A 23,410-nucleotide genomic window follows, 5' to 3' on the forward strand; every position below is an offset into this window, starting at 1 on the left:
TCCCGCGCCCACCTACGCACCCCCCCCCGGCCCCCCGGCCGGGGACCAGGGGACGGCTCCTACGAGGCTGGTGTTTTTCGCGCGAAGTAATCTTGGCCCCTCCGCCGAGCCGTCAAGAACGGTGAGGATCGGGAGCACACACTCCAGTTGGAAGCCGAATCTGCATGCTCTGTGGGTGTGGCGCTCCAGCATGATCGCTAAGCGGCCGTTTAACACCAGCCTCCTAGATCCCCTTCAGCTCCACCGTGGTGATCTCCGAGACGTCGATTCCGGTGGCGGTGTCCCAGCGGACCGAGGTGGGGTCGGTGTCCAGGGACAGCACCGCCACCGCGTTGGAGAACCACGGGCCGTTGGTGATCCGCCACCTGAAGGGCGCCTTGGGGATCTTGGCCAGGCGGGAGAGCGAGCGTCCGATCAGGCTGGCGACACCGAACTGGGCGACGATGTTGGCCAGGCGGAGCGTGCGGCTCAGCGGGTTGCGGATCGGCGAGCAGACCAGCTGGTAGATGGGGAGCCCGTGCGCCTTCGAGACATAGGAGTAGTGCACGTCTCCGGAGAGTATGATCACCGGCCTGCCCAGCCCGGCCAGCAGCCTGAACAGGTCCTCGAAGGAGCGCCGGAAGGCCGCCCAGTGCTCCAGGTCCAGCCCCTGGCGCAGCGCCTCCGACCAGCGGGCCACCCTGGCGCCCCAGGCCCCCTGCGCCAGCGCCTCGTTCCAGTTCTGGATGTGGTGGATGCCCGCGGGAAGCAGGAACGGCACCGAGGAGCCGATCACGTAGCGCTTCGCGCCGTCCCGCTGGAGCTGCTCGGTGAGCCACTCCCACTCCACCGGGTCGATCATGCGCCGGTCTTTCGGGGTGAGCCGGCGGGAGCAACGGGAGTCCAGCATGACCAGGCGGGTGTCGCCGAGGTCGCGGGCGTAGCTCCACCGACTGTCGGCGGGTACGTCGTAGGCGTGCTCGGCGAACGCGTCGAGCACCTCCCCGCCGTCCCCCTCGGCCGCGCACACCTTGCTGAGCAGTTCGTCGGCGGCGCGCTCCGCCGGCGACAGGTTGCCCAGATGCTGGTAGACCCAGTAGGCGCCGATCCCGGAGATCACCCGGTGCCGCCACCACGGGACGTGCTCCATCTGCTCGCGCCAGGTGCTGGAGGTGTTGAAATCGTCGCGCAGGTCGTGGTCATCGAAGATCATCGCGGTGGGCACCGTGGAGAGGATCCAGCGAATCTCCGGGTCGGTCCACGCCAGGCGGTACAGCTCGGCGTACTCCTCGAAGTCGGCGATCTCCTTCTTCGGCTCGCTGTCCCTGCGGTTTCCGATGAACTCCAGCATCTCGGCGGAGGGCTCGTCGGCGTAGACCTGGTCGCCGAGGAGCAGCAACAGGTCGGGCCAGCGGTCCTCGGGCGCCTCCATCAGGGTGCAGCCGTACGCGCGCAGCATGTCCACCCCGTGGGAGATCGTGTGCAGGGGGTCGTGCGGCACGCTGGTCCGGCAGGAGCCGAACATCACCCGGTCCGGCCCGCCGGGGCCGAGCAGGCGGATGCGACTGGGCGGCTGGTCGGGCAGCGGCCACACGGTCTCGGTGTCCAGGCGCACCTGGTAGGTCCCGCCGCCCGCCACGTCCACGATCGCGTAGTGGTGACCGTGGACCGTGAACGTCCTGGCCTGCGAGCTCACGCCACCGACCTCGACCGTCACCTCGCACGGCTCGCTCGTCTCCAGCCATACCGACGCGCTCGTCTCGTCGACGTAACGCAACATCGGTCCGACCACAAGTTCCGGCACGTTCATCCCCTCAGTCACCGCACGACGGCAGGAATCCTTTACCGGAGCCCACCAGATCCGTACCTTCCTCCCAGATTGCCCAGAGACGCGGACAGATAACAACGCACCATCCGGTCGCGGTGGCGCGACCAGGCCTCGGAGCGGTCACGAGAACGAAACACTGCCCGTCCCCGCAGGCAAAAAAGCGCACCTACTCTGATCGTGACCAGCTGCCCCGGGCGGAGCAAAGGCGCCCCGCTCACCGTACGGAGGTTTCCCTTGAGGACGCTCACGGTGCCGTCGACGACGCCGGCCACCACCGCTCCCGTCAGCCCTGGCCGTCAGGCCCTCGACACCGCGCTCTTCCAGCTCGGCCAGGCGGCCGACCGGCTGGACCTGGACGACAGCCTGCGCGCCATGCTCGCCACTCCCCGCCGCTCACTCACCGTGTCGGTTCCGGTCCGCCGCGAGGACGGCCGGATGGACGTCGTGCAGGGTTTCCGGGTGCAGCACAACATCACCCGTGGCCCGGCGAAGGGCGGCATCCGTTTCCACCCCCGCACCGACGTCCACGAGGTCACCGCGCTGGCCATGGGGATGACGTGGAAGTGCGCGCTGGCCGGCATCCCGTACGGGGGCGCCCAGGGCGGCGTCTCGGTGGATCCCGCCTCGCTGAGCACCCGGGAGCTGGAGCGGGTCACCCGCCGCTACGTCAACGAGGTGCTGCCGATCGTCGGCCCCGAGCGGGACGTCCCGGCCCCCGAGGTCGGCGCCGACAGGCGGACCATGGCCTGGATCATGGACACCTACTCGGTGAACGCGGGCTACCCGGTGCCCGGCGTGATGACCGGCGGATCGACCTCCGGCGGCGCGCCGGAGCGGGCGGAGGCCACCTCACGCGGCGTGCGGTTCGCCACGCTCAGGGCCATGTGCGGCTCCCCCGAGGGCCGTACCGTCGCGATCCAGGGCTTCGGCAAGGTCGGCGCCCCCGCCGCGCGCCACCTCGCCGACGCGGGCGCTCTCGTGGTCGCGGTCTCCGACAGCACCGGGGCCGTGGTCAACCGTTCGGGCCTGGACGTCGACGGCCTGCGGGCGTGGTCGAAGGAGACCGGTGGAGTGCGCGGCTACCGCGAGGCGGACCCGCTGTCCCACGACGACCTGCTGGAACTCGATGTGGACGTGCTCGTTCCCGCGGCCCTGGAGGGGGCGATCACCGAGCAGAACGCCCCCCGGATCAGGGCCGGCCTGATCGTGGAGGGTGCCAGCTGCCCCACCACGCCCGGGGCGGACCGCGTCCTCGCCGACGCGGGCATCACGGTGGTCCCCGACATCCTGGCCAACGCGGGCGGTGTGATCGTCTCCTACCTGGAGTGGCTGCAGGAGGCGCAGGCTCGTTCCTGGAGCGCGCGCGAGGTGGACGCGAGGCTCCGCGGCCTCGTGGAGAACGCGTTCGACACGGTCGCGGCGGTCTCGGCCGAGTGCGGGATCACCCTGCGCCAGGCCGCCCACGTGATCGGCGTCGGCCGGGTCGCCGAGGCGCACCGCTCGCGCGGGCTCCGATCCTAAAAGCCGCACCCCGTCACGCGCTACCGGGCCGCGGCGGTGACGATTTCCTCGCAGATCGCATGGGTGGCCAGGGCGTCGGCGGCGTCGACGACGGTGCCGGAGCGGACCGCGTCGAGGAACTCCAGGCAGACCTGCTCGATGCCCCGCTGCCGGGAGACCGGGGTCCAGTCGCCCCGCCTGGTCAGGGTCTCGGCGCCGGCGTGGTCGGTCACATCGGCCATGTTGACCACCCGGCGCTTGGCGCCGCCGCCCATGACCTCCACGCTCTCCTCCGCCAGGCCGCCCACCCTGTTCATGATCCCGAAGGCGGTGAAGCCGTCCCCGGAGAGCTCCAGCGTCACGTGCTCCAGCAGTCCCGCCCTGACCCGGGTGCGGACGACGGTGTGCTCGACCTCGCCCGGCACCAGGAACCTGAGCGTGTCCACGACGTGGATGAAATCGTCGTAGACGACGGCCCGCGGGTTCTCCGGATGGCGCGCACGGTGCTTCTGCATCACCACCAGATCGCGGGGAAGATCGCGCAGAGCGGCGTAGGACGGCGCCCTACGGCGGTTGAAACCGACGAACAGCGACCGCTCGCTCTCCCGCGCCAGCCGCACCAGGCGCTCGGCCTCGGCGAGGGTGTAGGCGATCGGCTTGTCCAGGTAGACGTGGACGCCGGCCCGCAGCAGCGGCTCGACGACCTTCACGTGCGCCTCCGTCGCGACGTGCACGAAGGCCGCCTCGACCCCCGCGTCGAGCACCTCGTCCACCGAGGAGAGCCGGCGTTCGACCCGGTAGGCGTCACCGAGGCGGTCGAGCGTGGCACGGTCGCGGGTGCACAGGTGCAGGTCGAGGCCGGGGGTCGCGCCGAGGACGGGCAGGTAGGCCTTCTGCGCGATGTCCCCGAGGCCGATGACAGCGATCTTCATGCTGAGAGCCTACGACGCGTGCTTTTCCGGCGCGTACGTCGCGCCCCCGGGCCGGCGCACCCGCCGTACGGCGTCCGACCGGTCCCTACGCCGCCGCGGCCAGGCGGTCGCGCCACCACGCGATCGTCGCGGCCAGCGCCTCGTCCATCGGGGTCGGCGCGATGCCGAAGGCCTCCTGGAAGTCACTCGAGTCCAGGACGAAGGGCCGGACGAACTGGTAGCGCAGTTCCTCCAGCTCGCCGAGCATCGGGGAGAAGGTCCCGGCGGCGCGCAGCAGCCAGTGCGGCATGGCCTTGACCCCCGGGTCGGGGATTCCGGCGAGCGCGCACAGCCGCGCGGCGACCTCGCGCACCGTCATCGGCTCGTTCGTCGGGATGTGCCAGGCGCGGCCCCAGGCGCGCTCGCCCTCTCCCGCCGCGATCAGGGCCCGCGCGACATCGGGCACGTAGGTCCAGCTGTGCGGCTGTGCGGGGTCGCCGACGACGCGAACGGCCTTGCCCGTCAGCAGCCTGGGGACGAGCCTCTCCCCCAGGTGTGACTGGTCCAGGCAGCCGGGGCCGAAGAAGTCGGATCCGCGTACCTCGGTCACCCGGACCCGGCCCGCCTCGTGCGCGGCCAGGGCCTCCTGCCACAGCCGGACCCGTATCTCGCCCTTGGCGCTGGGCGGGGTCAACGGGTCGCTCTCCCGCATCGGCCTGGTGGGAGCGGCGTAGACGTAGAGGTTGCCGAGGATGACGTATCCGGCGCCGGTGTCCTCGGCGGCTCCCAGCAGCGACGCGGCGAGCGGCGGCCAGTCCCGCGCCCACCGGTGGTAGGGCGGGTTGACGCAGTTGTAGAGGACGGCGGCGCCCCTGGTCAGGGCGGTCAGCTCCGTGCGGTCGCCCGCGTCGGCGGCGACCCTGCGGATGCCCGGCAGCTCGGGTCCCGAGCCCGAGCGGCTGACCAGGACCACCTCGTGTCCCTGCCCGGCCAGCAACCGGGCGACCTCGGAGCCGACCTGACCGGCTCCCGCGATGACGTGCTTGGCCATGATGGTTCTTCCTTCACTGGTTCCAGAGGAGCCGCAGCGCGGCATTGACGACGAAGAGTGCGGCGAAGGCGATCCCGGGGACGACACGGCCGGCCATGACCAGCGCCGCGGCGCCGCCACCGAACCAGAGCACCTCCAGGACGGCACGGGCGAGACCGGTGAGCGGGATCGTCGCGCCGTTGGCCGCGCCGAAGATCGCCCAGGCCACGACGAACAGCGCGGGGCCGCCGAGGCCGAGGAGCAGCTTCACCGGCCAGTTCGAACCGGTGACGAAACCCCAGTAACCGACCGAGGCCAGCACGCCCAGCTCCAGCAGGAACATGACGAGCAGGTTGGTGTTCTTGGCCAGGGAGATCATGGGAGCTCCTAAGAGATTGCCGTTCCGTTCTGAGAGCAATGCTCTCGTTAAAGAGCGCTGTTCGTCAAGAGCAGTGCTCTCGTTTCTTTCCAGTGCTCTGATATGGTCGGGACATGAGTTCGAGCCTCACCGCACGCGAAAGGGTCAGGGCCGAGCTGACCCGCGAGATCACCGACGTCGCCCGCAGGCAACTGGCCGTCGACGGCGCGAGCGGCCTGTCCCTGCGCGCGGTCGCCCGCGAGATGGGCATGGCCTCCTCCGCGATCTACCGCTACTTCCCCTCCAAGGACGACCTGCTCACGGCCCTGATCATCGACGGCTACAACGCCCTCGGCGAGGCCGTGGAGAACGCCGACGCGGCCGTCCCGCACACCGACCACGCGGGCAGGTGGATGGCGGTCTGCCACGCCGTACGGGACTGGGCACTGGCCCACCCGCACGAGTACGCCCTGCTGTACGGCTCCCCCGTCCCCGGCTACCAGGCTCCGCAGGACACCGTCCCCGCCGCGATCCGCGACACCGTCGTCTACGGCCGGATCGTCTCCGACGCCCACCGGGCCGGAACCCTGAACCCGCCCGGCGACCACCCGCCCGCCCCGCCGTCCTTCCGCGAGGACGCCGCACGCCTGCGCGAGCTGATGCCCGACGTCCCCGACGACGTGATCGTCCGCGGCCTGATCACCTGGACCGGCCTGTTCGGCTGGATCAGCTTCGAGTTGTTCGGCCAGTTCAACAACGCGATCCTGGACCGCGCCGCGGCCTTCGACCACACCATGCGCTGTCAGGCCCGCACCCTCGGCCTGCCCGCCTGACACGTCACGACTTAGCGGCGATCGGTAACGGTTGCCGATTCAACGTGATAAATGAGAAGAATCGGCTTTCGAGTGAGCCGTCCCCCCACAGGCGAGAGGCGCTGCCGACTTCATGGTGGACAGTCCCATTCACGGCGAGGGCGTGACGGTCCGCACCCTCTTCGAGCGGAACTCCTTCGCACTGGACTACTACCAGCGTGAGTACACCTGGACCCGGCACGAGGTCAGCACGCTGATCGACGACCTCAGCCAGCGCTTCCTCAGCCAGTGGAACCCCCTGCACGACCAGGAGGAGGCCGGCCGCTACGCCCCGTACTTCCTGGGCCCCTACGTCTACCACGAGAGCGACGGCCGCACCTTCCTCGTCGACGGCCAGCAGCGCGTCACCACCCTCCACCTCGTGCTCATCTATCTCCGGCAGCTGCTGCTCGACCAGGAGATGTGGATCAACGTCGACGAGCTGGAAGGGCTCACCTACACGGCGCGGCACGGCAGGCGGAGCTTCAAGGTCGGCAGCTCCGAGGAGCTGTCCCGCGCGCAGCTGCTCAACTCCCTGGTCACCGATTGGAACGGTCTCAAGGGGTTCACCCTGCCCGACGACGCGCACATCTCGGTGCGCAACCTGCACGACCGGAGCAGGGAGATCGACGGGGAGTTCCCCGAGGAGTTGCGCGGCGAGGCCCTGGTGCCCTTCGTCCGGTGGCTGCTGGACCGGGTCTGCCTGGTCGGCATCCGGGCCCTCGACCAGGAGAACGGCCGCGAGATCTTCGTGTCGATGAACGACCGGGGGCTCCGGCTGAGCCACGTGGACCTGCTCAAGGGCCATCTCTTCCGGCGGATCGGCGAGCAGCCGCGCGAGGAACTGGGCAGGGAGTGGGCCGACATGCTGGCCCGTCTCACCACCGCGGAGACCGACTCCCCCGAGGCCAACACGCCCAGCGCGTACGTCCGCTCGTTCCTGCTGGCGCAGTACGCGCACCTCGACAAGGACTCCGAGGACGCCGCCGAGATCGGGCGGGCCGTCCACGAGTGGATCCTGCGCAACGACGTCCAGCTGGGCCTCGGCCGCCCGGCGGAGGCCGAGAAGTTCGTGCGGAAGCTCACGGACGTGTCGAAACGCTACTGCGAGCTGCTCCGCGCCTGCCGGGAGTTCACGCCCGCCCTGGCAGCCGTCTACTTCAACGGATACAACGGCATCGACAACCAGTTCACGCTGCTGCTCTCCGTCGTCTCTCCCGAGGACACCGACGAGGTGTTCGTCCGGAAGACCTCGATGGTCGCCTCATTCCTCGACCTCCTCTACGTGCGCAGGTGCGTCAACAACCTTCCCGTGCAGCGCCGCGACCTCGACGAGGTCATCCACCGGCTGATCCCCGTCCTGCGGATCTGCCGGACCGTCGAGGACGTCGCCACGGTCCTCGGCCGGGAGACCTCCCTGCTCGACCACGACTTCCGCGAGCTGGCCTCCTTCGGGCTGCGGGCCAACAACCGCCGCGTGGTCCGCTACCTGCTCTCCCGGATGACCGCCCACGTCCAGCGCGCCTGCGAGGGAGGGCAGCACGAGTACGCCTTCCTGCGGGGGCGGCGCGACTACGAGATCGAGCACATCTGGGCCAACCGCTTCGAACGGTACCGGGACGCCGTCAAGACCACCGCCGAGTTCTACATCCGGCGCAACCGCCTCGGCGCCCTGCTGCTCCTGCCCAAGTCGGTCAACGCGAGCTTCCGCGACGATCCCTACGACAGGAAGATCGAGCACTACTACGCGGAGAACCGGCTCGCCGCCTCCCTGCACCCCAAGAGCCGCCTGCGCAACACCCCGTTCACCCACTACCTCAGGGACTCGGGGCTGGACAAGGCGTTCCGGCCCTGCCCCGGTTTCGGGGTACGGGAGATCGAACAGCGCCAGCACCTCTACCGGCTGCTCTGCGAGGAGATCTGGAACCCGGCCAGGCTCGGCTTCCGCCTGCCGGTGATCCCGCTCCCGACTCCTGTCGAGTCGCCCACGGCCCGCCGCCACTACGGCGTCGAGGTCGCCGACCTGATCAGGAGCGGCCTGATAGCACCGAACGCCAAGATCTTCCGTACGGTCAAGGGTGAGGTCCACCACGCCACGATCGAGGAGGACGGAAGGATCAGGCTGGCGGCGACGGACCAGGCGTACCACTCCCTGTCCGCCGCCGGGGCCGCGGCCGCGGGGAGCAAGGCGTGCGCCGGCTGGGACGTCTGGCGCATCGACCGCGACGGCGCGGCGATCCCGCTGAAACGCCTCCGCGAGGAGGCCATCACCCGCGGCCTCGTCTCCAAGAACTGACGAACCGGCCGGAGGGTGAAGCCTCCCTCAAGCGAGGTTCGGTCCGACGTCGACGTTGCCCGGCAGTGCCGTGGAGTAGGGGCAGTGCCGGTGTGCCCGTTCGGCGAGACGACCGGCCGGCCGGGGATCCACCTCCGGCAGGTGGACCGTCACCTCGACACCGGTGAGGGAGAATCACCCGCGAAGAGACGATCGTTCACGAACGGGTTGCGGAACTTGCCCGTGGGGTCGAGGTCGGCGGCCAGCCGCCGGAAGTCCGGTAGCCGGTCGTACCGGGACGCCAGGCGCTCAGAGCCCATCAGGAAGAGCTTGCCCCAGTGGGGGCGGGCCTCGAAGGGCTCCAGCAGGTCCTCGATCACGGTGAGCACCCGGCGCACCGCGGGCCAGTCCTTCTTCCAGGTGAAGTGGACCGCGACGACGTCCTGGCGGTAGGAGGGGCTCAGCCACAGCTCGTCCGCCGCGACGGTGCGGATCTCCGACACCTGCAGGACGGGGGAGACGACGTCCCTGACCCCGTCCAGCGCGCGGAGCGCGGCCAGGGCGTGGCGGCGCGGGAGCAGATACTCCGACTGGAGCTCCTCCCCGCTGCTCGGGGTGAAGTCCAGGCGAAAGTGCGGCAGCCGGTCGTACCAGGGGCCGGGCACCCCCAGTTGCGCGGTGCAGTTGACGGCGGACAGCCCCGGCAGCGGGTGCCGGTCGGCCGGCGCGGCCGTGGCGTCCAGCCAGCGCGACACCGGCTCCCACGGGCCGGGCTCGCCGTCACGCCGCTTCACCCACACCTGGTCGATCACCGGGCCGTCCCATCCAGTGAACATGCTCACGCTGTACCCGGCCGAGGTGATCTCCTCGAAGTGCTCCTCAAGGCGCGCCCAGGGCAGGTTCTCGTAGACGTGCTGCCGCACCTCGAAGGCCGGGACGACGTCGAGGACGACCCTGGTGACGACTCCCAGCGCGCCGAGCCCGACGACCGCCCCCGCGAAGCGGTCGCCGTCCCGCTCCCGGCTGAGGAAGGTGACCTCACCGTCGGCGGTGACCAGTTCGAGGCCGGAGACCGCGGTCGCCAGGTTGCCGTTGGCATCGCCCGAGCCGTGCGTGGCCGTGGCGCAGGCACCGGCGACCGAGATGTGCGGCAGCGAGCCGAGATTGTGCAGCGCGTAGCCCGCACCGTGCAGATAGCGGCTCAGCTCGCCGTAGCGCACCCCGGCGCCGACCGTGACCGTGCCGCGTGCCGGGTCGAGCTCGGGCCCACCCGGCAGATCCTCCAGCGAGACGAGGTCACCGCCGGGACGGTCGGCGATCTCGTTGAAGGAGTGCCGGGTGCCGAGTGCCCGGACGGCGTCGCTGCCGGCGACCAGTTCCTGGAGCTGCTCCATGCTGCCGGGGCGGTGGAACCGCGCGGCGCCGTAGGTGATGTTGCCCGCCCAGTTCAGCAGCCGTCCGGTCAAGTCGTGCCCTCTCTACGCCTCGCGCCAGGCCGTGCACGGCGGATGCGCGCCGCACACGGGTGGCCATGCGAGGGCGCGACGACGGCATCACCGCCCCAAGGGTATTTCAGGCTCGTACGGCGGCGGAATGCCCCGCCGCCGTGCAGGCCGATGTTCCGGGGATCGGGCCGCCGTTTCATGACGGGCGGCGGCCCGATCCTCTCCGGGCGCCGGCGGGTGGGCGCTCTCCTCTCCCGGCCCCTCGAAGGTCAGGACCTAGAACTCGAAGACCGGACCTGTCGCGGCGTGCATGTCGCACTCGTTGCTGAAGGTCCGCCGGTACTGGATGTACTGGCCGTCCCACGTGCCGGTCGCACTCGCCGTCGTGGGGTCGTACACCCGCGCGCACCCCATCCACGTCGGCCCGACCCGGGCCGGGTCGCCCTGCGCCGGGTAGAGCGCCGCGCACGCGTCCGCCGCGCGCGGGTGCGTCCCGAAGACCGGCGAGCAACTGAGCTGGACGCTACGGGTGCCCAACCTGCCCGCGATGGTCAGTGAGAGATCCCTGCCCAGTGGTACGCCCACCGTCACGGGCCACTGCGGAATCGGGCGCGGCGGCCACGGGGTCGGCCACGGCGGAAGCGGCCATCCGGTCGGCCTTGGCGGGAACGGGCGCGGCGGCCACGGAGTCGGCCACGGCGGAATCGGGGTCGGGCGAGGTGGGATCGGCTGGCCCCAGGTGCCGGGTGGCCACGGGAGCGGAGGCCGCGGCGGCCACGGAGGTCGTGGGGGTGGGATCATCGACCCGGGTCCCGGAGGCAACGGCCCAGGCCCCGGGGGCAGCATGATCGATCCGGGTCCCGGAGGCATCGGCCGCGGCGGCCACGGAGGCGGATCGGCGATCGGCCGGCCCGCGGCCGGGTCGGGCCCGCGGCCCGGCGGCTGCGGCAGCGCGTCCGCGGCGGCCGTCGTGCCGCTGAGAAGGACGAGCCCGGCGGTGGCCAGGCCAAAGATACATCGCATGAATTCCCCCGATGAATACGAATTCCGTACATAGCCGAAAATGTCGCTTTCGATGTGTTCGGGGGGAGCGAATTACGCCCTGAGCTGGAAAGATGCTATGTCGCTAACGATGGGGCACCTCGGAGCGACTCGCCGTGGAATGCCATGAATTCACCAGTTTGGAAAGGCCTCGGCCGAACCCGCTTCGTACCGCCGGTCGCCACTGCGGAAGCAGGATGCCAGGTGACGGCGCCCGCACCGGGGCACGTTCAGAGCGACCGGACGCCCGGCCGTCCCTCCAGCAGGAGGAGCAGCTCGCCGAGGAGTTCCGCCAGCTCCCGCTGCCGCTCCACGGCCAGGCCGGCCAGCAGCGACGCGTCGTAGTCGACCTGCTCGGGGAGCATCCGGTCGATGAGCGTACGGCCCTGCTCGGTGAGCGAGAGGTGGGACACCCGCCCGTCCCGGTCGTCGGGACGGCGGGCCACCAGTCCGCGCTCCTCCAGGAACCGTAGCCGCTTGGTGACGGCGGCACCGGAGGCGAAGGTCTCCCTGGCGATCTGGCTGGGGGTGAGCTCCCGATCCAGCCGCCGCAGCGCGCCGAGGATGTCGAACTCGGACCGGGTCAGACCGTGCTCGCGCAGCGGCGCGTCGGCGGCCTGCTGGATCAGCAGGGAACAGCGGTTGAGGCGGCCGATCACGGCCATCGGCGCGGTGTCCAGCCCCGGGTGGACGCGCTGCCACTGGCGCATCACCTGCGCGACGATGTCCTCCACGCCCCCGCTTCCCTCACCCGCTGATCGACTTTGAGGCGACTCTATCCCGGGCGGGTCCCCTCAGGCGCGCGAGCGTACGGTGGCCCTCCTGCTCGGCCTGGGCGATCTGTTCCGCCGGCAGCACCCGCTGCCACCACTCGCCGGCGGCGACCTCGGCGGCCTCCCGGAGTTCCACCAGGGCGGCGACGAGCAGGCCTCGGGCCCGGGAGATGTCGCCGGGGCCCGCGGAGCCGCTCTCCAGCAGGTGTCCTGCCGCGGCCTGGGTGACGGCCACCCGGTGCAGGGCGGCGTCGATCCGGCCGGCGGTACGGCGGTTGGTCACCAGCAGGCAGCCGAGCAGTCCCGCCGCGACGCCCACGCAGGTGTCCAGCCAGCGGTCGGCGATCAGCTGCCCGGCGGGCTGGTATCCGGAGAACTCGGTCAGCAGAAGGGCCATCGGGGTCACACACACCGTGCCGAGCCAGTGGTTACGGGTGATCAACGCCTCGGTGCAGAACTGGAGGAGCAGCACCAGCAACACCAGCGCGAGCTGCCCGGTGCGGCTGATCGGCAGCAGCAGGGTGAAGGCGAGCAGTCCGAACACGCTGCCGAGGGCGCGCTGCAGCGCCCGCTGCCAGGACAGCACGGCATTGGCCTGGAAGACGGAGGCGGCCATCACGACCGCCCAGTAGGGGTGACCGACCCCCAGCGCCATCGAGGTCAGCCCGGCCAGAGCGGAGCCGACGGCGACCCTGATCCCGATCGGGAACAGCGCGGAGGCCGGATGGAACGCCCGCAGCACACTCGGCTCGCGGCTCCGGACGGCCCGTTCCATCGCGATGCCGGTCAGCTCGGCGGCCTCGTTCCCGGTGAGGCTCGTGCGGGGCAGCGGCCGGTTCCGGCGCAGGTCGGTGGCCCAGCCCGTCAGCCGGGCGGCCTCGGTGCTGAAACCCGTCGCGAGGGTCTCCTCGGCGTGTACCAGCAGGCGCTCCAGCGCGCCGCGGTTCGGGCTCGCGGGCACCGGCAGGAGAGTGCGCCAGGCGGCGTTCACCGCCGCGGCGGCGTCATGGCGGACCCGGGGTACCGGGGTGATCCGCGCCGGGGTGTCGTCCTGGGGGTCGCGTCGCGAGGGGGCCGCCCGCGGGAGCCGCGCGACCGCCTCCAGCGCGCGGGCGACGGCGATCCGCTGGGGGCCCTCGGGCCGGACGAGCGCCGGGGCCATGCAGACCAGCCAGGCAAGGAGGGCGCCCAGTGCGGCGAGCGCCAGGTGGAAGGGCACCTCACTGAGCCGCTGGGGAATGAAGGCACAGGTCGCGGCCATGAAGGTGAAGATCAGGTTCCCGGGCGGGCCGATCCGGGTGGCGTCGCAGACCACCTTGTGCAGGGCGGCCAGCACCGCGGACACGATGATCAGGATCGCGGTGGACCGGGTGAGGCCGGACGTGACGAGCGCCACCCCCACCCCGCCGATCATGCCCAGCGCCACCCAGATCAGGCTGCGCGCCCGCGCCGCGTACGGCAGACCGTGCGCGTACAGGGCGCACATCGCTCCGGCGGAGGTGTAGACCGCCAGATCCAGCCGGCCCGTGGCGAGAAGGATCAGGTCGGGGATCGCCAGCGCGATGACCGCGCTGAGCGCGTGCTTGTGCCAGATGTCGCCGAACCGGCCGAGCCGGAACACTCCCCTCAGCGGCAGCCGCCGCGTCCGTCCGCCCGGCTGTTCCTTCATGATCCCCGTTCATATGATTAGCAAGTGTTTTACCTATAAATTATATGGCGTCAGGACGACCGGTTTCCCCACCGCCCCGGCCACCTGCCGAGACGACTCGACCGCGCGTCCGCGGGTTACGCGGGAGGCGCGGTCGAATAGGCGACAGATGACCTTGTGGATCGTTGTCGGACGCGTTGCCCCGGCCGGTCGTGCCGGGGACTAGCGGTTGGCGCGGTTGACCGCGGAGATGACGGCCTTGAGCGCGGCGGCGGTGGTGTTGGCGTCGATGCCGACACCCCACAGGGCCTGGCCGGCGATCTCGCACTCGATGTAGGAGGCGGCCTTGGCGTCGGTGCCGGCGCTCAGGGCGTGCTCGGCGTAGTCGAGGACGCGAACCTCGATGCCGACCCTGGCCAGGGCCTCACAGAAGGCGGAGATGGGACCGTTGCCGACACCCTCGACCTCCCGGATCTCCCCGTCGATCCGCAGGTCGGCGCTGATCGCGTCCTTCTCGTCGCCCTGGGAGGCGGTGCGGTGGGCCAGCAGGCCCAGCCGGCCCCACGGGCCGACCTCGTTCGGCAGGTACTCGTCGGTGAAGATCTCGAACATCTGGGCCGGGCTCACCTCGCCGCCGAGGGCGTCGGTGCGGCCCTGGACGACGCGGGAGAACTCGATCTGCAGGCGGCGCGGCAGGTCCAGCTGGTGGTCGGCCTTCATGATGTAGGCGACCCCGCCCTTGCCCGACTGGCTGTTGACCCTGATGACCGCCTCGTACGTACGGCCGATGTCCTTGGGGTCGATCGGCAGGTAGGGGACCGCCCAGGTGAACTCCTCGACCGGGACGCCCGCGGCGGCCGCGTCGCGCTCCAGGTGTTCGAAGCCCTTCTTGATGGCGTCCTGGTGGGATCCGGAGAAGGCGGTGTAGACCAGCTCGCCGCCCCACGGGTGGCGCGGGTGGACGGGGAGCTGGGTGCAGTACTCGGTGATCCGGCGGATCTCATCGATGTCGGAGAAATCGACCTCCGGGTCGATGCCCTGCGAGAACAGGTTCATGCCCAGCGTGACCAGGCAGACGTTGCCGGTGCGCTCTCCGTTGCCGAACAGGCAGCCTTCGATCCGGTCCGCCCCGGCCAGGTAGCCCAGCTCGGCGGCGGCGACGGCGGTGCCCCGGTCGTTGTGGGGGTGCAGGGAGAGCACGATCGAGTCGCGATAGGCCAGGTTGCGGTGCATCCACTCGATCTGGTCGGCGTAGATGTTGGGCGTGGCCATCTCGACGGTGGCGGGCAGGTTGATGATGACCTTGCGGTCGGGGGTGGGCTGCCACACGTCGTTGACGGCGTCGCAGACCTCCACCGCGTACTCCAGTTCGGTGCCGGTGAAGGACTCCGGGGAGTACTGGAAGTAGATCTCCGTGCCGTCCATCTCGGCGGCCAGCTTCTTGCAGAGCTTGGCGCCCTCGACCGCGATCGCGGTGATGCCCTCGCGGTCCTGGCCGAAGACGACCCTGCGCTGGAGGGTGGAGGTGGAGTTGTACAGGTGGATGATCGCCTGCTTGGCCCCGCGCACCGACTCGAAGGTCCGCTCGATCAGCTCGGGTCTGGCCTGGGTCAGGACCTGGATCACCACGTCGTCAGGGATCAGATCCTCTTCGATGATCTGCCGTACGAAGTCGAAGTCGGTCTGGGAGGCGGCGGGGAAGCCCACCTCGATCTCCTTGTAGCCCAGCTTCACCAGCAGCTCGAACATCTTGAGCTTGCGGTGGGGGTCCATGGGGTCGATCAGCGCCTGGTTGCCGTCACGCAGGTCGACGGCACACCACCGGGGTGCCCGCTCGATGACCTTGTCCGGCCAGGTCCGGTCGGCCAGCCGGATCGGCGCGAAGGACTCGTAGCGCTTGAACGGCATGGGGCTGGGTTGCTGCTGCGGATACATGCAAAGGCTCCTCGACTGGGAAAACAATCGTGGCCGACACGCATGGCTCGCTCCGCGACGAGGGAGCCGGCCCTTACAGGCCCTCGTCGCGGCAGCTAAGAAGCAGCCCGCGCAGCATGCATAGCACGCTATCAGACGGGTCCGAATGCCCGAGCCCCGGTCTCACATGGCGGAACTCGAAGATCTCCGGGAGTCCGTCCGAGGATGGGCACGCGACGCGAAGCACGCCGGCGCCACCGGCTCGGCTTCCGACGGTACGGTCACCTGAGGAGAACTCTGACAGGGGGAACTGCCATGAGGGACGTCGACATCCTCGCCCACATCAACGAACTCATCGCCGAGGAGCGGGAGCTCCGGAAGAGGCTGACTTCGCACTCGATCTCCTCGCATGAGGAGAACAACCGGATCCAGCAACTGGAGGAGGCTCTCGACCAGGCATGGGACCTGCTCAGGCAGCGCCGGGCCCGCCGCGAGTTCGGTGAGGACCCCGACTCCGCCGCGCCCCGCCCGATCGACGAGGTCGAGGACTACCGTCAGTGACCGCCCGCCCCGAAGGCCCCTGCCGGAGTCGGAGTCGAGGTCGGGGACGGTGAGACGGGAGCGGGTTCCGCGGCCGGGCGGCCCTCGCAGCGTGAATCGGCCGGGGTCCGCTGCGAGACCGGGGCGAGCCAGGAGATCACGCTCTGTTCGACGTACCAGCCGTGCAGGTTCGCCCATGTCCTGGGCACCTCGCCGGGGTCGGGGCAGAGCACCTTCGACCGCAGCCGCTCGTTGGAGATGAAGCTCACCGCACCGTCGCGGTGCAGGACCGTGGTCATCAGGTCGTCACTGGCGACCATGTAGCCCACGAGCACCTCGGAGGACTTCTCCCCGGTGATCTCCAGGGCGACCAGCGGGAGGATCGGCGCCCTCATCACGACCGCGCCGACCAGGAACGGGGTGAACACCGCCATCGCGATCGCGATGCCATGGGTCAGCACCCTGGCCGACGCCGCGGGCACCGGGCCGGTCAGCAGCGGCGCGCACACCGGGGGGAGCGTCAGCAGGATCGCGGTCGCCACGTCCCGCTCGGCGAACGCGGTGACGACGGCGGGCCACAGCAGCACGTACGACAGCACCGCGGCGATCAGCGGCAGCGCGTAGCAGAACGTGGTCCGCAACTCCTCGTTGGCCGGGAACCGCTCGCGCACGATCAGGCCCGCCAGCGCGAGCGACAGCATCATCAGCGTCGGCAGGAAGCGCAGTTGCCAGGTGCCCACGCCCACCACGACGGCCAGGCCGGCGACCCAGCCGGGCAGCCGCCGGGCCGCGCGCACCAGCCATGAGGAGCGGCCCGTGCTGATCCAGCAGAGGGTGCCGAGGAGCCGGCCGCCGACGACGACGACGGGCAGCACCCACACCGTGGTCAGCAGGATCGCGCTCAGCATGCCCAGCGGGCTGATGGTCTGCACGAGCAGGAGCAGCGTCTGGGTGTCCTGCCGGCTGGCGTACCACAGCCGCATCACCAGCAGGACGATCGGGAACACCGGCAGCAGCGTGAGGAACCACTCCTGGTTCCTCGGCGCGTCCCTGACCCGCCTGTCGGTCTTCAAGGGGCGGAGGGACAATCCTGGACGGGGAGGGTCCGCTCCCACGGCCAGCGGCGCACCGGCGGGGGAAGCGCGCACGGCTGCTCCGCCTGGGCCACGTTCACCCCCGGGTTGGTCTTCAGCAGCGGCTCGATGTGGGTCTTGTACGCCTCCTCCCAGCGCTGGTTCTGCGGATCGGCGTAGGAACGGTAGAGCGCGAGGTCGACCAGGGTGCGCAGCGCGGCGTTGGGCCCCGCGTTGACAGCCCACATCTCCGTCTTCTCCAGCGCGATGTCGTGGTGACGCAGGTTCCTGTCCTGCGCGACGAACCCGGCCAGGAGTGCCGCGTCGGTGGTCACCGCGTCGATGTCGCCCCTCCGGAGACGCTCCACGCACTTGCTGATCAGGCCCTCGGCGATGGGGTTGCCCCTTATCGCCTTGCTCAGCTCGACCAGGGAGGTCGAGGTCCCGAGCGAGCAGACCTTCTTGCCCTCGAGCTGCCCCAGGGAGGCGACGTGTTCGTCCTCGTAGTCGGATCTGGTCACCACCGACTGCTCGGTGAAGAGGTAGGGCGTGGAGAAGCCGACGGAGGGGTCCGCCTTGCGGTCGGGCGTCACGCTGAAGGTCGCCACCACGAGGTCGACCCTGACGAATCCCCCGTTCTCGTTCCGGGCCTGCATGCGCGCCCTGTCCTCGGTCTCGATGGACATGAACTCGACCTGGTCGCGCCGGAAACCCAGATCCGCCGCGATCATGTAGGCGATGTCGATGTCGAAGCCCTCGAAGCCGCTCCCGTCCTTCGACCTCAGGGCGATGCCCGGGGTGTCGTCCTTCACGCCGATCCGGAGCCTGTCCTTGCTGAGGAGTCCCGCCTTCTCCCGCAGCTCGGCCTCGGTGGGCGGCCCGTTCACCCATGCGACGGACACCCCGACCACGACCGCCGCGACGACCAGCGCGATCCAGGCCGTCAGCCGGAACCGGCGGAACCCGCGCCTGGCGGGCGTCCCCGGCGGATCGATCCGCGCCCCGGGGTACGCGTCCTCGAAGGGCCGCACATCCTCGGGCCGCGGGTCGCGGCCGTACCTGTCGTCGTCCCGCCGGTCACGCTCGTACCGCTCGTCGAACCGGCGCTCCTGACCGTATCTGTCGTCGTCCCACCGGCCGCGCTCGTACCGGCCGTCGAAGCGCCGCTCACGGTCATGTCGATCGTCGGACCGTCGGTCACGATCGTCACCGGGCGATCCGCCGGTCTCGGCGCCCGATCGCCCCTCGCGCTCGTCGTCGGCCGGGCTGCCGGTCTCGCGGCCGGGCTGCCGGTCGGAGCGACCGTGATTCCCGGGAGGGTCCGGTGTCCCCTCCGCTCGCGTTCCCCCGTCCGCAGGTTCCTCCGCCATGACACCCCCGGACTCCCTTTTTGCTGGGTAGGTTATGTCGCCGTCGCCCGCAGCGGGAGGTTCTTCATCAAGAAGAGATCAAATACGACTTTCTTGATATGAATTAGTGCGGTTCACACGGCGAGAAGGCGGTGAATTTCCTCCCCGTGTAATTCCTCCACCGCCCCCGAATGAGCGACGTGCCCGGCGTCGAGGATGAGAAAACGGTCGGCGAGACGGAGCGCCAGGTCCAGATACTGTTCGACCAGCAGGAGCGACAGGCCGGAGGCGTGCAGCCGCTCGATCGCCTCCTCGATCTCGATGATGATCGAGGGCTGGATGCCCTCGGTGGGCTCGTCCAGGATGAGCAGCCTGGGCCGGGTGACGAGCGCGCGGGCGATCGCGAGCTGCTGTTGCTGTCCGCCGGACAGGAATCCGGCACGCCGCTTGAGCAGCGGCTTCAGCCGGGGAAAGGTCTCCAGCGCCTCCTCCAGCGCCTCCTGTGGGCCGCCGGAGGCCTCCAGTGTGACCTGAAGGTTGCCGAGCACGCTGAGCTGAGGGAAGGTCTCGTGCCCCTGGGGGACGTACGCCATGCCGAGCCGTACCCGCTCGTGCGGCGGCAGGCGCGTCACGTCCCGGCCCTCGAAGGTGACCGAACCCGCGGTGGCGGGCAGCACGCCCATCACGGTGTTGAGCAGGGTGGTCTTGCCCACCCCGTTGCGGCCCATCACGCACACCAGTTGCCCTGGCTCCACCCGCAGGGAGACCCCGAACAGCACCCGGGCCCTGCCGTACCCGGCGTCAAGATCCTGTACTGACAGCATCTCCGCGCTTCCTTCCGAGATAGACCTCCTGCACGCGCGGGTCGTCGCGGACCTGGTCCACCGAGCCCTCGATCAGCACCTTGCCCTCGTGCAGGACGGTGACCTGCGAGGCGTACCTGCGCAGGAACTCCATGTCATGTTCGATCACGATCACCGTGTGGTCGTTGGCCACTGACGTCAGCAGCTCGCCGGTCCGTTCCCGCTCGTCCTTCGACATCCCGGCCACCGGCTCGTCCAGCAGGAGCAGCTTGGGGCTCTGGGTGAGCAGCATGCCGATCTCCAGCCACTGCCGCTGCCCGTGGGAGAGCACCCCCGCGGGCCGGTCCGCCAGCTCCCGCAGCCCCGTGGTCTCCAGCGCGTCGGCGACGGCCGTGGAGATCCCGCGCCTGCGCCGGGCCAGCGACCAGAGCGGGCGGCGGAAGGAGGCCGCCAGGTCGAGGTTCTCCAGGACCGTGAGCTCCTCGAAGACCACCGAGGTCTGGAAGGTACGCCCGACGCCGAGCCGGACGATGCTGTGCTCGCGCAGGCCGGCCAGGCTGCGGCCGTCGAAGACGACCTCGCCTGTGGTGGGGCGGGTGAGGCCGGTGATGACGTCGATGAGCGTGGTCTTCCCCGCGCCGTTGGGGCCGATCAGGAAGCGCAGTTCCCCCGCCTCGACGGTCAGGTCGATGCCGTCGATGGCGCGGAAGCCGTCGAAGACCACCGACAGCCCGCGTACCTCGATGATCGGGCTCATCCGACCTCCTCCATGACTCTCCTGCCGGGGGCGTCGTCCGTGGGCGGGGGTTCCGGGGCCGTGGGGCGCTTCGGCCACCGGGCCAGGGCGTCGCGGGCCGACGCCGCCAGGCCGAGGATCCCTCTGGGGGCCAGGGTCATCACGAGGATGAACAGCGCGCCCTGCAGGTAGAGCCAGCCGTCCGCGAACTGCTCGCTGAAGGAGGTCTTGGCGTACCCCATGACGACCGCGCCGAGGATGGCCCCGGCGAGGGCGAACCTGCCGCCCACCGCGACCGCGACGACGAGTTCGAGCGAGGGGACCACCCCCAGCAGCGCGGGCGAGATGATGCCGACCACCGGCACGAACAGGGCACCCGCCAGCCCGGCCATGCCCGCGGAGATCGCGAAGACGACGGTCTTCACCCTGGCCGGGTCGTAGCCGAGGAACCTGACACGGTCCTCGCCGTCCCTGATCGCGACGAGCAGCCGCCCGAAGCGGCTGCCCACCAGCTGGCGGGCACCGAGGTAGAGCAGCCCGGTGACGATCGCGACCACGAAGTAGAGCCCGCGCTGGGTGGAGTCCGCCGCCAGGTCCTGGCCGAACAGGTCGAAGAAGTTGGTCAGACCGTTGGTGCCGCCGGTCAGGCCCTGCTGGCCGACGAGCAGGATGACGAACGCGGCGGCGAGCGCCTGGGTGAGGATCGCGAAGTACGCGCCGCGCACCCGCTGGCGGAACACCAGCAGGCCCAGCACGGTGGCGATCAGCATCGGCCCGAGTACGACCATGGCCAGCGCGAACACCGGGTTGGCGAACGGTTTCCAGAGCGCGGGCAGCTGCTCGACCCCGCTCCAGACCATGAAGTCGGGCAGGTCTCCCTGGGCGTCCACCAGCTTCAGGTGCATGCCCATCGCGTAGCCGCCGAGCCCGAAGAACACGCCCTGGCCGAGGACGAGCATGCCGCCCTGCCCCCAGGCCAGTCCGATGCCCAGGGCGATGATCGCGAAGCAGAGGTACTTGGCCAGCAGGCCGAGGCGGAAGGGTTCCAGCAGCAGCGGTGCGACGACCAGGGCGAGCACGGCCACCGCCGCGAAGAGCCCCGGCCCTCTGAGGCGGGTGAGATTCACGTGAGCGCCCTCGATCGGAGTACGAACAGGCCCTGCGGGCGGAACTGGAGGAAGGCGATGATCGCGGCGAACACGATGACCTTCGCCAGGCTGGCGTCGCTCCAGAACTCGGCGTAGGAGTTGAGCAGGCCGAGGCCGGCGGCGGCGATGACGGCGCCGCGCAGCTGGCCGAGCCCTCCGGCGACGACCACCAGGAAGGCGTCGACGATGTAGTAGGTGCCCAGCGCCGGGCCGACGGGGCCGATGAGGGTGAGCGCCACCCCGGCGACCCCGGCCAGCCCTGAGCCGATGAAGAAGGTCCGCTGGTCCACTCGGGCGGTGTTGATGCCGCTGACCGCGGCCAGCTGCCGGTTCTGCATCACGGCCTGCATCCGGCGGCCGGCGCCGGTGCGGTTCATGTAGGCCCAGATGCCGATGACCGTGGCGACGGCCAGGCCGAAGATGAACAGCCGGTTGTACGGCAGGGACGCGATGCCGCCCTGCAGCCAGGTGGGTGCCTGGACCTGCACGTTGGGCGCCCCGAACAGGTCGCGGGCGAGTTGCTGGAGCACGAGGCTGACGCCCCAGGTGAGCAGCAGGGTGTCGAGCGGGCGGCCGTAGAAGTGCCGGATCGCGGTCCGTTCCAGGATGAGCCCCATCAGCCCGGCGACCAGGAAGGCGACGGGCAGGGCCACGATCACCGCCATCCGGCCGGTGAGGTCCTGGAGCAGGTAGGCGGTGTACGCCCCGGCCATGATGAACTCGCCGTGGGCCATGTTGATCACGCCCATCTGACCGAACGTGAACGTCAGCCCGAGGGCGATGAGGAGCAGCACGGCGCCGATGGACAGGCCGATCGGGAGCTGGTTGAGAAAGGCCTCCACCGAAGGTCCCCTTCCTACGAGTGTGTGGCTCCGGAACCGGGCCGCGCCGCGTTGTGGGCGCGCCACGGTACTTTCCGTGATCTGGTCACGGCCCGGTCCGGAACCTGTCTTGAGGGGGGTCAGCCGGTGGCCAGGCCACTCGCCCAGGGGTAGCCCTTGAGGTAGGGGTCGGGCTTGATCGGCTGGCCGGAGTTCCAGACCTCCTTGATGAGACCGTCGGGCTGGATCACCCCGATCCTGGCCGTCTTGTACATGTGCTGGTTCTCACCGTCGATGGTGACGAGGCCCTCGGGACGGTCCAGCGCGATGCCGCCCGCCGCCTTCCTGACCGCCTCGACCTCGACGCTGCCGGCCTTCTTGACGGCCTCGGCCCAGAGGTAGACGGCGTTGTATCCGGCCTCCATCGGGTCGGAGGTCACCTTGTCCGCGCCGTACTTGGCCTTGAACGCGGCGACGAACTTCTCGTTGGCCGCGTTCTCGGTGGTCTGGTAGTAGTTCCAGGCGACGGGGTGGCCGGCGATGTTGTCGACGCCGATGCCCTTGACCTCCTCCTCGGCGACGCTCACCGACAGCACGGGCATCTTCTCCGCGGTGACCCCGGCGCTGTTGAGCTGCTTGAAGAAGGCGACGTTGCTGTCGCCGTTGAGGGTGTTGAAGACGGCGTCCGGCTTGGCCTGGAGGACCTTGTTGGTCAGCGTGCTGTACTCGGTGTGGCCGAGCGGGGTGTACTCCTCGCCGAGGATCTCCATGTCGTTCGCCGCCGCGTACGCCTTGATGATCTTGTTGGCGGTCCTGGGGAAGACGTAGTCGCTGCCGACCAGGAAGATCTTCTTCTTGCCCTGTTCCTTGAGGTAGTCGAGGCCGGGGATGATCTGCTGGTTGGTGGTGGCGCCGGTGTAGAAGATGTACGGCGAGCTCTCCAGGCCCTCGTACTGCACCGGGTACCACAGCAGGGCCTTGCTCCGCTCGAAGACCGGCAGCATCGCCTTGCGGCTGGCGGAGGTCCACCCGCCGAAGGTGGTGGCGACCTTGTCCTGGCGGATGAGCTTGGTGGCCTTCTCCGCGAAGGTGGGCCAGTCGGACGCGCCGTCCTCCACCACGGGGACCAGCTTCTTGCCGAGCACTCCCCCGGCGGCGTTGATCTCCTCGATGGCGAGCAGTTCGGCGTCCCTGACGGTCACCTCGCTGATGGCCATGGTGCCGCTCAGCGAGTGCAGGATGCCGACCTTGATGTCTCCGTCACCGCCACTCGCGGCGGCCGCGTCCTTGTTCGCAGGGGCTTCACCGCCGCAGGCGGTCAGCGTCGCGGCCAGCGCCGCGACGGCCACCACGGAGCACCATGCTGTCTTCCTCAATGACTTTCCTC

General features: G+C 70.1%; 21 protein-coding genes. 4 read left to right on the forward strand and 17 right to left on the reverse strand.

Annotated features, from left to right (window positions below):
- Window positions 1–223 precede the first annotated feature (223 nt).
- Window positions 224–1,801 carry a DUF7800 domain-containing protein gene (locus tag ACWD3H_RS02485; RefSeq protein WP_451953770.1) on the reverse strand — a complete coding sequence of 526 codons (1,578 nt, stop codon included), beginning with the start codon at window positions 1,799–1,801 and terminating at the stop codon, window positions 224–226.
- Window positions 1,802–2,041: 240 nt separating this feature from the next.
- On the opposite strand from ACWD3H_RS02485, the gene ACWD3H_RS02490 reads away from it, so the two are divergent.
- Window positions 2,042–3,328: a Glu/Leu/Phe/Val family dehydrogenase gene (locus ACWD3H_RS02490; protein WP_451953771.1), complete on the forward strand. Its 1,287-nt coding sequence runs from the start codon at window positions 2,042–2,044 to the stop codon at window positions 3,326–3,328.
- Between the two features lie 20 nt (window positions 3,329–3,348).
- Here ACWD3H_RS02490 and ACWD3H_RS02495 read toward each other — a convergent pair whose 3' ends face one another.
- The 3 genes from ACWD3H_RS02495 to ACWD3H_RS02505 all read right to left on the reverse strand — a co-directional run bounded on the left by ACWD3H_RS02495 (window position 3,349) and on the right by ACWD3H_RS02505 (window position 5,627).
- Window positions 3,349–4,239 (reverse strand): Gfo/Idh/MocA family protein, encoded by an 891-nt coding sequence (locus tag ACWD3H_RS02495; protein ID WP_451953772.1) that lies wholly within the window; start codon window positions 4,237–4,239, stop codon window positions 3,349–3,351.
- 85 nt (window positions 4,240–4,324) lie between these two features.
- Complete coding sequence (locus tag ACWD3H_RS02500; RefSeq protein WP_451953773.1) at window positions 4,325–5,269, reverse strand: NAD-dependent epimerase/dehydratase family protein; 945 nt, start codon at window positions 5,267–5,269, stop codon at window positions 4,325–4,327.
- A 13-nt stretch (window positions 5,270–5,282) separates the two neighbouring features.
- On the reverse strand, window positions 5,283–5,627 hold the full coding sequence (locus ACWD3H_RS02505; RefSeq protein WP_355549184.1) for a YrdB family protein: 345 nt from the start codon (window positions 5,625–5,627) through the stop codon (window positions 5,283–5,285).
- 113 nt (window positions 5,628–5,740) lie between these two features.
- Between ACWD3H_RS02505 and ACWD3H_RS02510 the strand changes: the two genes are divergently transcribed.
- Window positions 5,741–6,439 carry a TetR/AcrR family transcriptional regulator gene (locus tag ACWD3H_RS02510; protein ID WP_451953774.1) on the forward strand — a complete coding sequence of 233 codons (699 nt, stop codon included), beginning with the start codon at window positions 5,741–5,743 and terminating at the stop codon, window positions 6,437–6,439.
- 112 nt (window positions 6,440–6,551) lie between these two features.
- Complete coding sequence (locus ACWD3H_RS02515) at window positions 6,552–8,753, forward strand: DUF262 domain-containing protein (protein ID WP_451953775.1); 2,202 nt, start codon at window positions 6,552–6,554, stop codon at window positions 8,751–8,753.
- Window positions 8,754–8,780: 27 nt separating this feature from the next.
- Here ACWD3H_RS02515 and ACWD3H_RS02520 read toward each other — a convergent pair whose 3' ends face one another.
- From ACWD3H_RS02520 to leuA, 6 genes are all read right to left on the reverse strand, one after another.
- Window positions 8,781–8,906 (reverse strand): hypothetical protein, encoded by a 126-nt coding sequence (locus ACWD3H_RS02520; RefSeq protein ID WP_451953776.1) that lies wholly within the window; start codon window positions 8,904–8,906, stop codon window positions 8,781–8,783.
- Entirely contained in the window at window positions 8,903–10,198 is a 1,296-nt protein-coding gene (locus ACWD3H_RS02525) for an FAD-binding protein (RefSeq protein ID WP_451953777.1), read from the reverse strand. Before ACWD3H_RS02525 ends, ACWD3H_RS02520 begins: the two co-directional genes overlap by 4 nt.
- A gap of 255 nt (window positions 10,199–10,453) precedes the next feature.
- Window positions 10,454–10,768: an SSI family serine proteinase inhibitor gene (locus ACWD3H_RS02530; RefSeq protein ID WP_451953778.1), complete on the reverse strand. Its 315-nt coding sequence runs from the start codon at window positions 10,766–10,768 to the stop codon at window positions 10,454–10,456.
- A 680-nt stretch (window positions 10,769–11,448) separates the two neighbouring features.
- On the reverse strand, window positions 11,449–11,952 hold the full coding sequence (locus ACWD3H_RS02535) for a MarR family winged helix-turn-helix transcriptional regulator (protein WP_350913290.1): 504 nt from the start codon (window positions 11,950–11,952) through the stop codon (window positions 11,449–11,451).
- Between the two features lie 13 nt (window positions 11,953–11,965).
- Window positions 11,966–13,660, reverse strand: coding sequence for an FUSC family protein (locus tag ACWD3H_RS02540; protein ID WP_451953779.1), 1,695 nt, complete (start codon window positions 13,658–13,660; stop codon window positions 11,966–11,968).
- Between the two features lie 201 nt (window positions 13,661–13,861).
- A complete protein-coding gene (leuA, locus tag ACWD3H_RS02545; RefSeq protein WP_350913286.1) occupies window positions 13,862–15,574 on the reverse strand; it encodes a 2-isopropylmalate synthase in 1,713 nt (570 codons plus the stop codon).
- Between the two features lie 294 nt (window positions 15,575–15,868).
- On the opposite strand from leuA, the gene ACWD3H_RS02550 reads away from it, so the two are divergent.
- Window positions 15,869–16,114 carry a DUF2630 family protein gene (locus ACWD3H_RS02550; protein ID WP_350913284.1) on the forward strand — a complete coding sequence of 82 codons (246 nt, stop codon included), beginning with the start codon at window positions 15,869–15,871 and terminating at the stop codon, window positions 16,112–16,114.
- Here ACWD3H_RS02550 and ACWD3H_RS02555 read toward each other — a convergent pair.
- The 7 genes from ACWD3H_RS02555 to urtA all read right to left on the reverse strand — a co-directional run bounded on the left by ACWD3H_RS02555 (window position 16,108) and on the right by urtA (window position 23,399).
- Window positions 16,108–17,166, reverse strand: coding sequence for a hypothetical protein (locus ACWD3H_RS02555; protein ID WP_451953780.1), 1,059 nt, complete (start codon window positions 17,164–17,166; stop codon window positions 16,108–16,110). The two genes, ACWD3H_RS02550 and ACWD3H_RS02555, sit on opposite strands and share 7 nt — an antisense overlap.
- Complete coding sequence (locus ACWD3H_RS02560; protein WP_451953781.1) at window positions 17,163–18,536, reverse strand: transporter substrate-binding domain-containing protein; 1,374 nt, start codon at window positions 18,534–18,536, stop codon at window positions 17,163–17,165. Before ACWD3H_RS02560 ends, ACWD3H_RS02555 begins: the two co-directional genes overlap by 4 nt.
- Window positions 18,537–18,649: 113 nt before the next feature.
- A complete protein-coding gene (gene urtE / locus ACWD3H_RS02565; RefSeq protein WP_343978534.1) occupies window positions 18,650–19,339 on the reverse strand; it encodes an urea ABC transporter ATP-binding subunit UrtE in 690 nt (229 codons plus the stop codon).
- A complete protein-coding gene (gene urtD / locus ACWD3H_RS02570; RefSeq protein ID WP_350913276.1) occupies window positions 19,317–20,075 on the reverse strand; it encodes an urea ABC transporter ATP-binding protein UrtD in 759 nt (252 codons plus the stop codon). The genes urtE and urtD overlap by 23 nt, the downstream gene beginning before the upstream one ends.
- Complete coding sequence (urtC, locus tag ACWD3H_RS02575) at window positions 20,072–21,181, reverse strand: urea ABC transporter permease subunit UrtC (RefSeq protein WP_355619590.1); 1,110 nt, start codon at window positions 21,179–21,181, stop codon at window positions 20,072–20,074. The genes urtD and urtC overlap by 4 nt, the downstream gene beginning before the upstream one ends.
- A complete protein-coding gene (gene urtB / locus ACWD3H_RS02580; protein ID WP_355549161.1) occupies window positions 21,178–22,044 on the reverse strand; it encodes an urea ABC transporter permease subunit UrtB in 867 nt (288 codons plus the stop codon). The genes urtC and urtB overlap by 4 nt, the downstream gene beginning before the upstream one ends.
- Before the next feature lie 119 nt (window positions 22,045–22,163).
- Window positions 22,164–23,399, reverse strand: a complete 1,236-nt coding sequence (gene urtA, locus ACWD3H_RS02585) for an urea ABC transporter substrate-binding protein (RefSeq protein WP_350913270.1) — start codon at window positions 23,397–23,399, stop codon at window positions 22,164–22,166.
- Window positions 23,400–23,410 lie beyond the last annotated feature (11 nt).

Source organism: Streptosporangium sp. NPDC002607, from assembly GCF_053592655.1.

What these genes read in the sequence shown, in the direction of transcription:
- ACWD3H_RS02495 (WP_451953772.1), bottom strand. Translation starts at nt 4,239, where the DNA reads ATGAAGATCGCTGTCATCGGCCTCGGGGACATCGCGCAGAAGGCCTAC.
- ACWD3H_RS02500 (WP_451953773.1), bottom strand. Translation starts at nt 5,269, where the DNA reads ATGGCCAAGCACGTCATCGCGGGAGCCGGTCAGGTCGGCTCCGAGGTC.
- ACWD3H_RS02505 (WP_355549184.1), bottom strand. Translation starts at nt 5,627, where the DNA reads ATGATCTCCCTGGCCAAGAACACCAACCTGCTCGTCATGTTCCTGCTG.
- ACWD3H_RS02510 (WP_451953774.1), top strand. Translation starts at nt 5,741, where the DNA reads ATGAGTTCGAGCCTCACCGCACGCGAAAGGGTCAGGGCCGAGCTGACC.
- ACWD3H_RS02515 (WP_451953775.1), top strand. Translation starts at nt 6,552, where the DNA reads ATGGTGGACAGTCCCATTCACGGCGAGGGCGTGACGGTCCGCACCCTC.
- ACWD3H_RS02540 (WP_451953779.1), bottom strand. Translation starts at nt 13,660, where the DNA reads ATGAAGGAACAGCCGGGCGGACGGACGCGGCGGCTGCCGCTGAGGGGA.
- leuA (WP_350913286.1), bottom strand. Translation starts at nt 15,574, where the DNA reads ATGTATCCGCAGCAGCAACCCAGCCCCATGCCGTTCAAGCGCTACGAG.
- ACWD3H_RS02550 (WP_350913284.1), top strand. Translation starts at nt 15,869, where the DNA reads ATGAGGGACGTCGACATCCTCGCCCACATCAACGAACTCATCGCCGAG.
- ACWD3H_RS02560 (WP_451953781.1), bottom strand. Translation starts at nt 18,536, where the DNA reads ATGGCGGAGGAACCTGCGGACGGGGGAACGCGAGCGGAGGGGACACCG.
- urtE (WP_343978534.1), bottom strand. Translation starts at nt 19,339, where the DNA reads ATGCTGTCAGTACAGGATCTTGACGCCGGGTACGGCAGGGCCCGGGTG.
- urtD (WP_350913276.1), bottom strand. Translation starts at nt 20,075, where the DNA reads ATGAGCCCGATCATCGAGGTACGCGGGCTGTCGGTGGTCTTCGACGGC.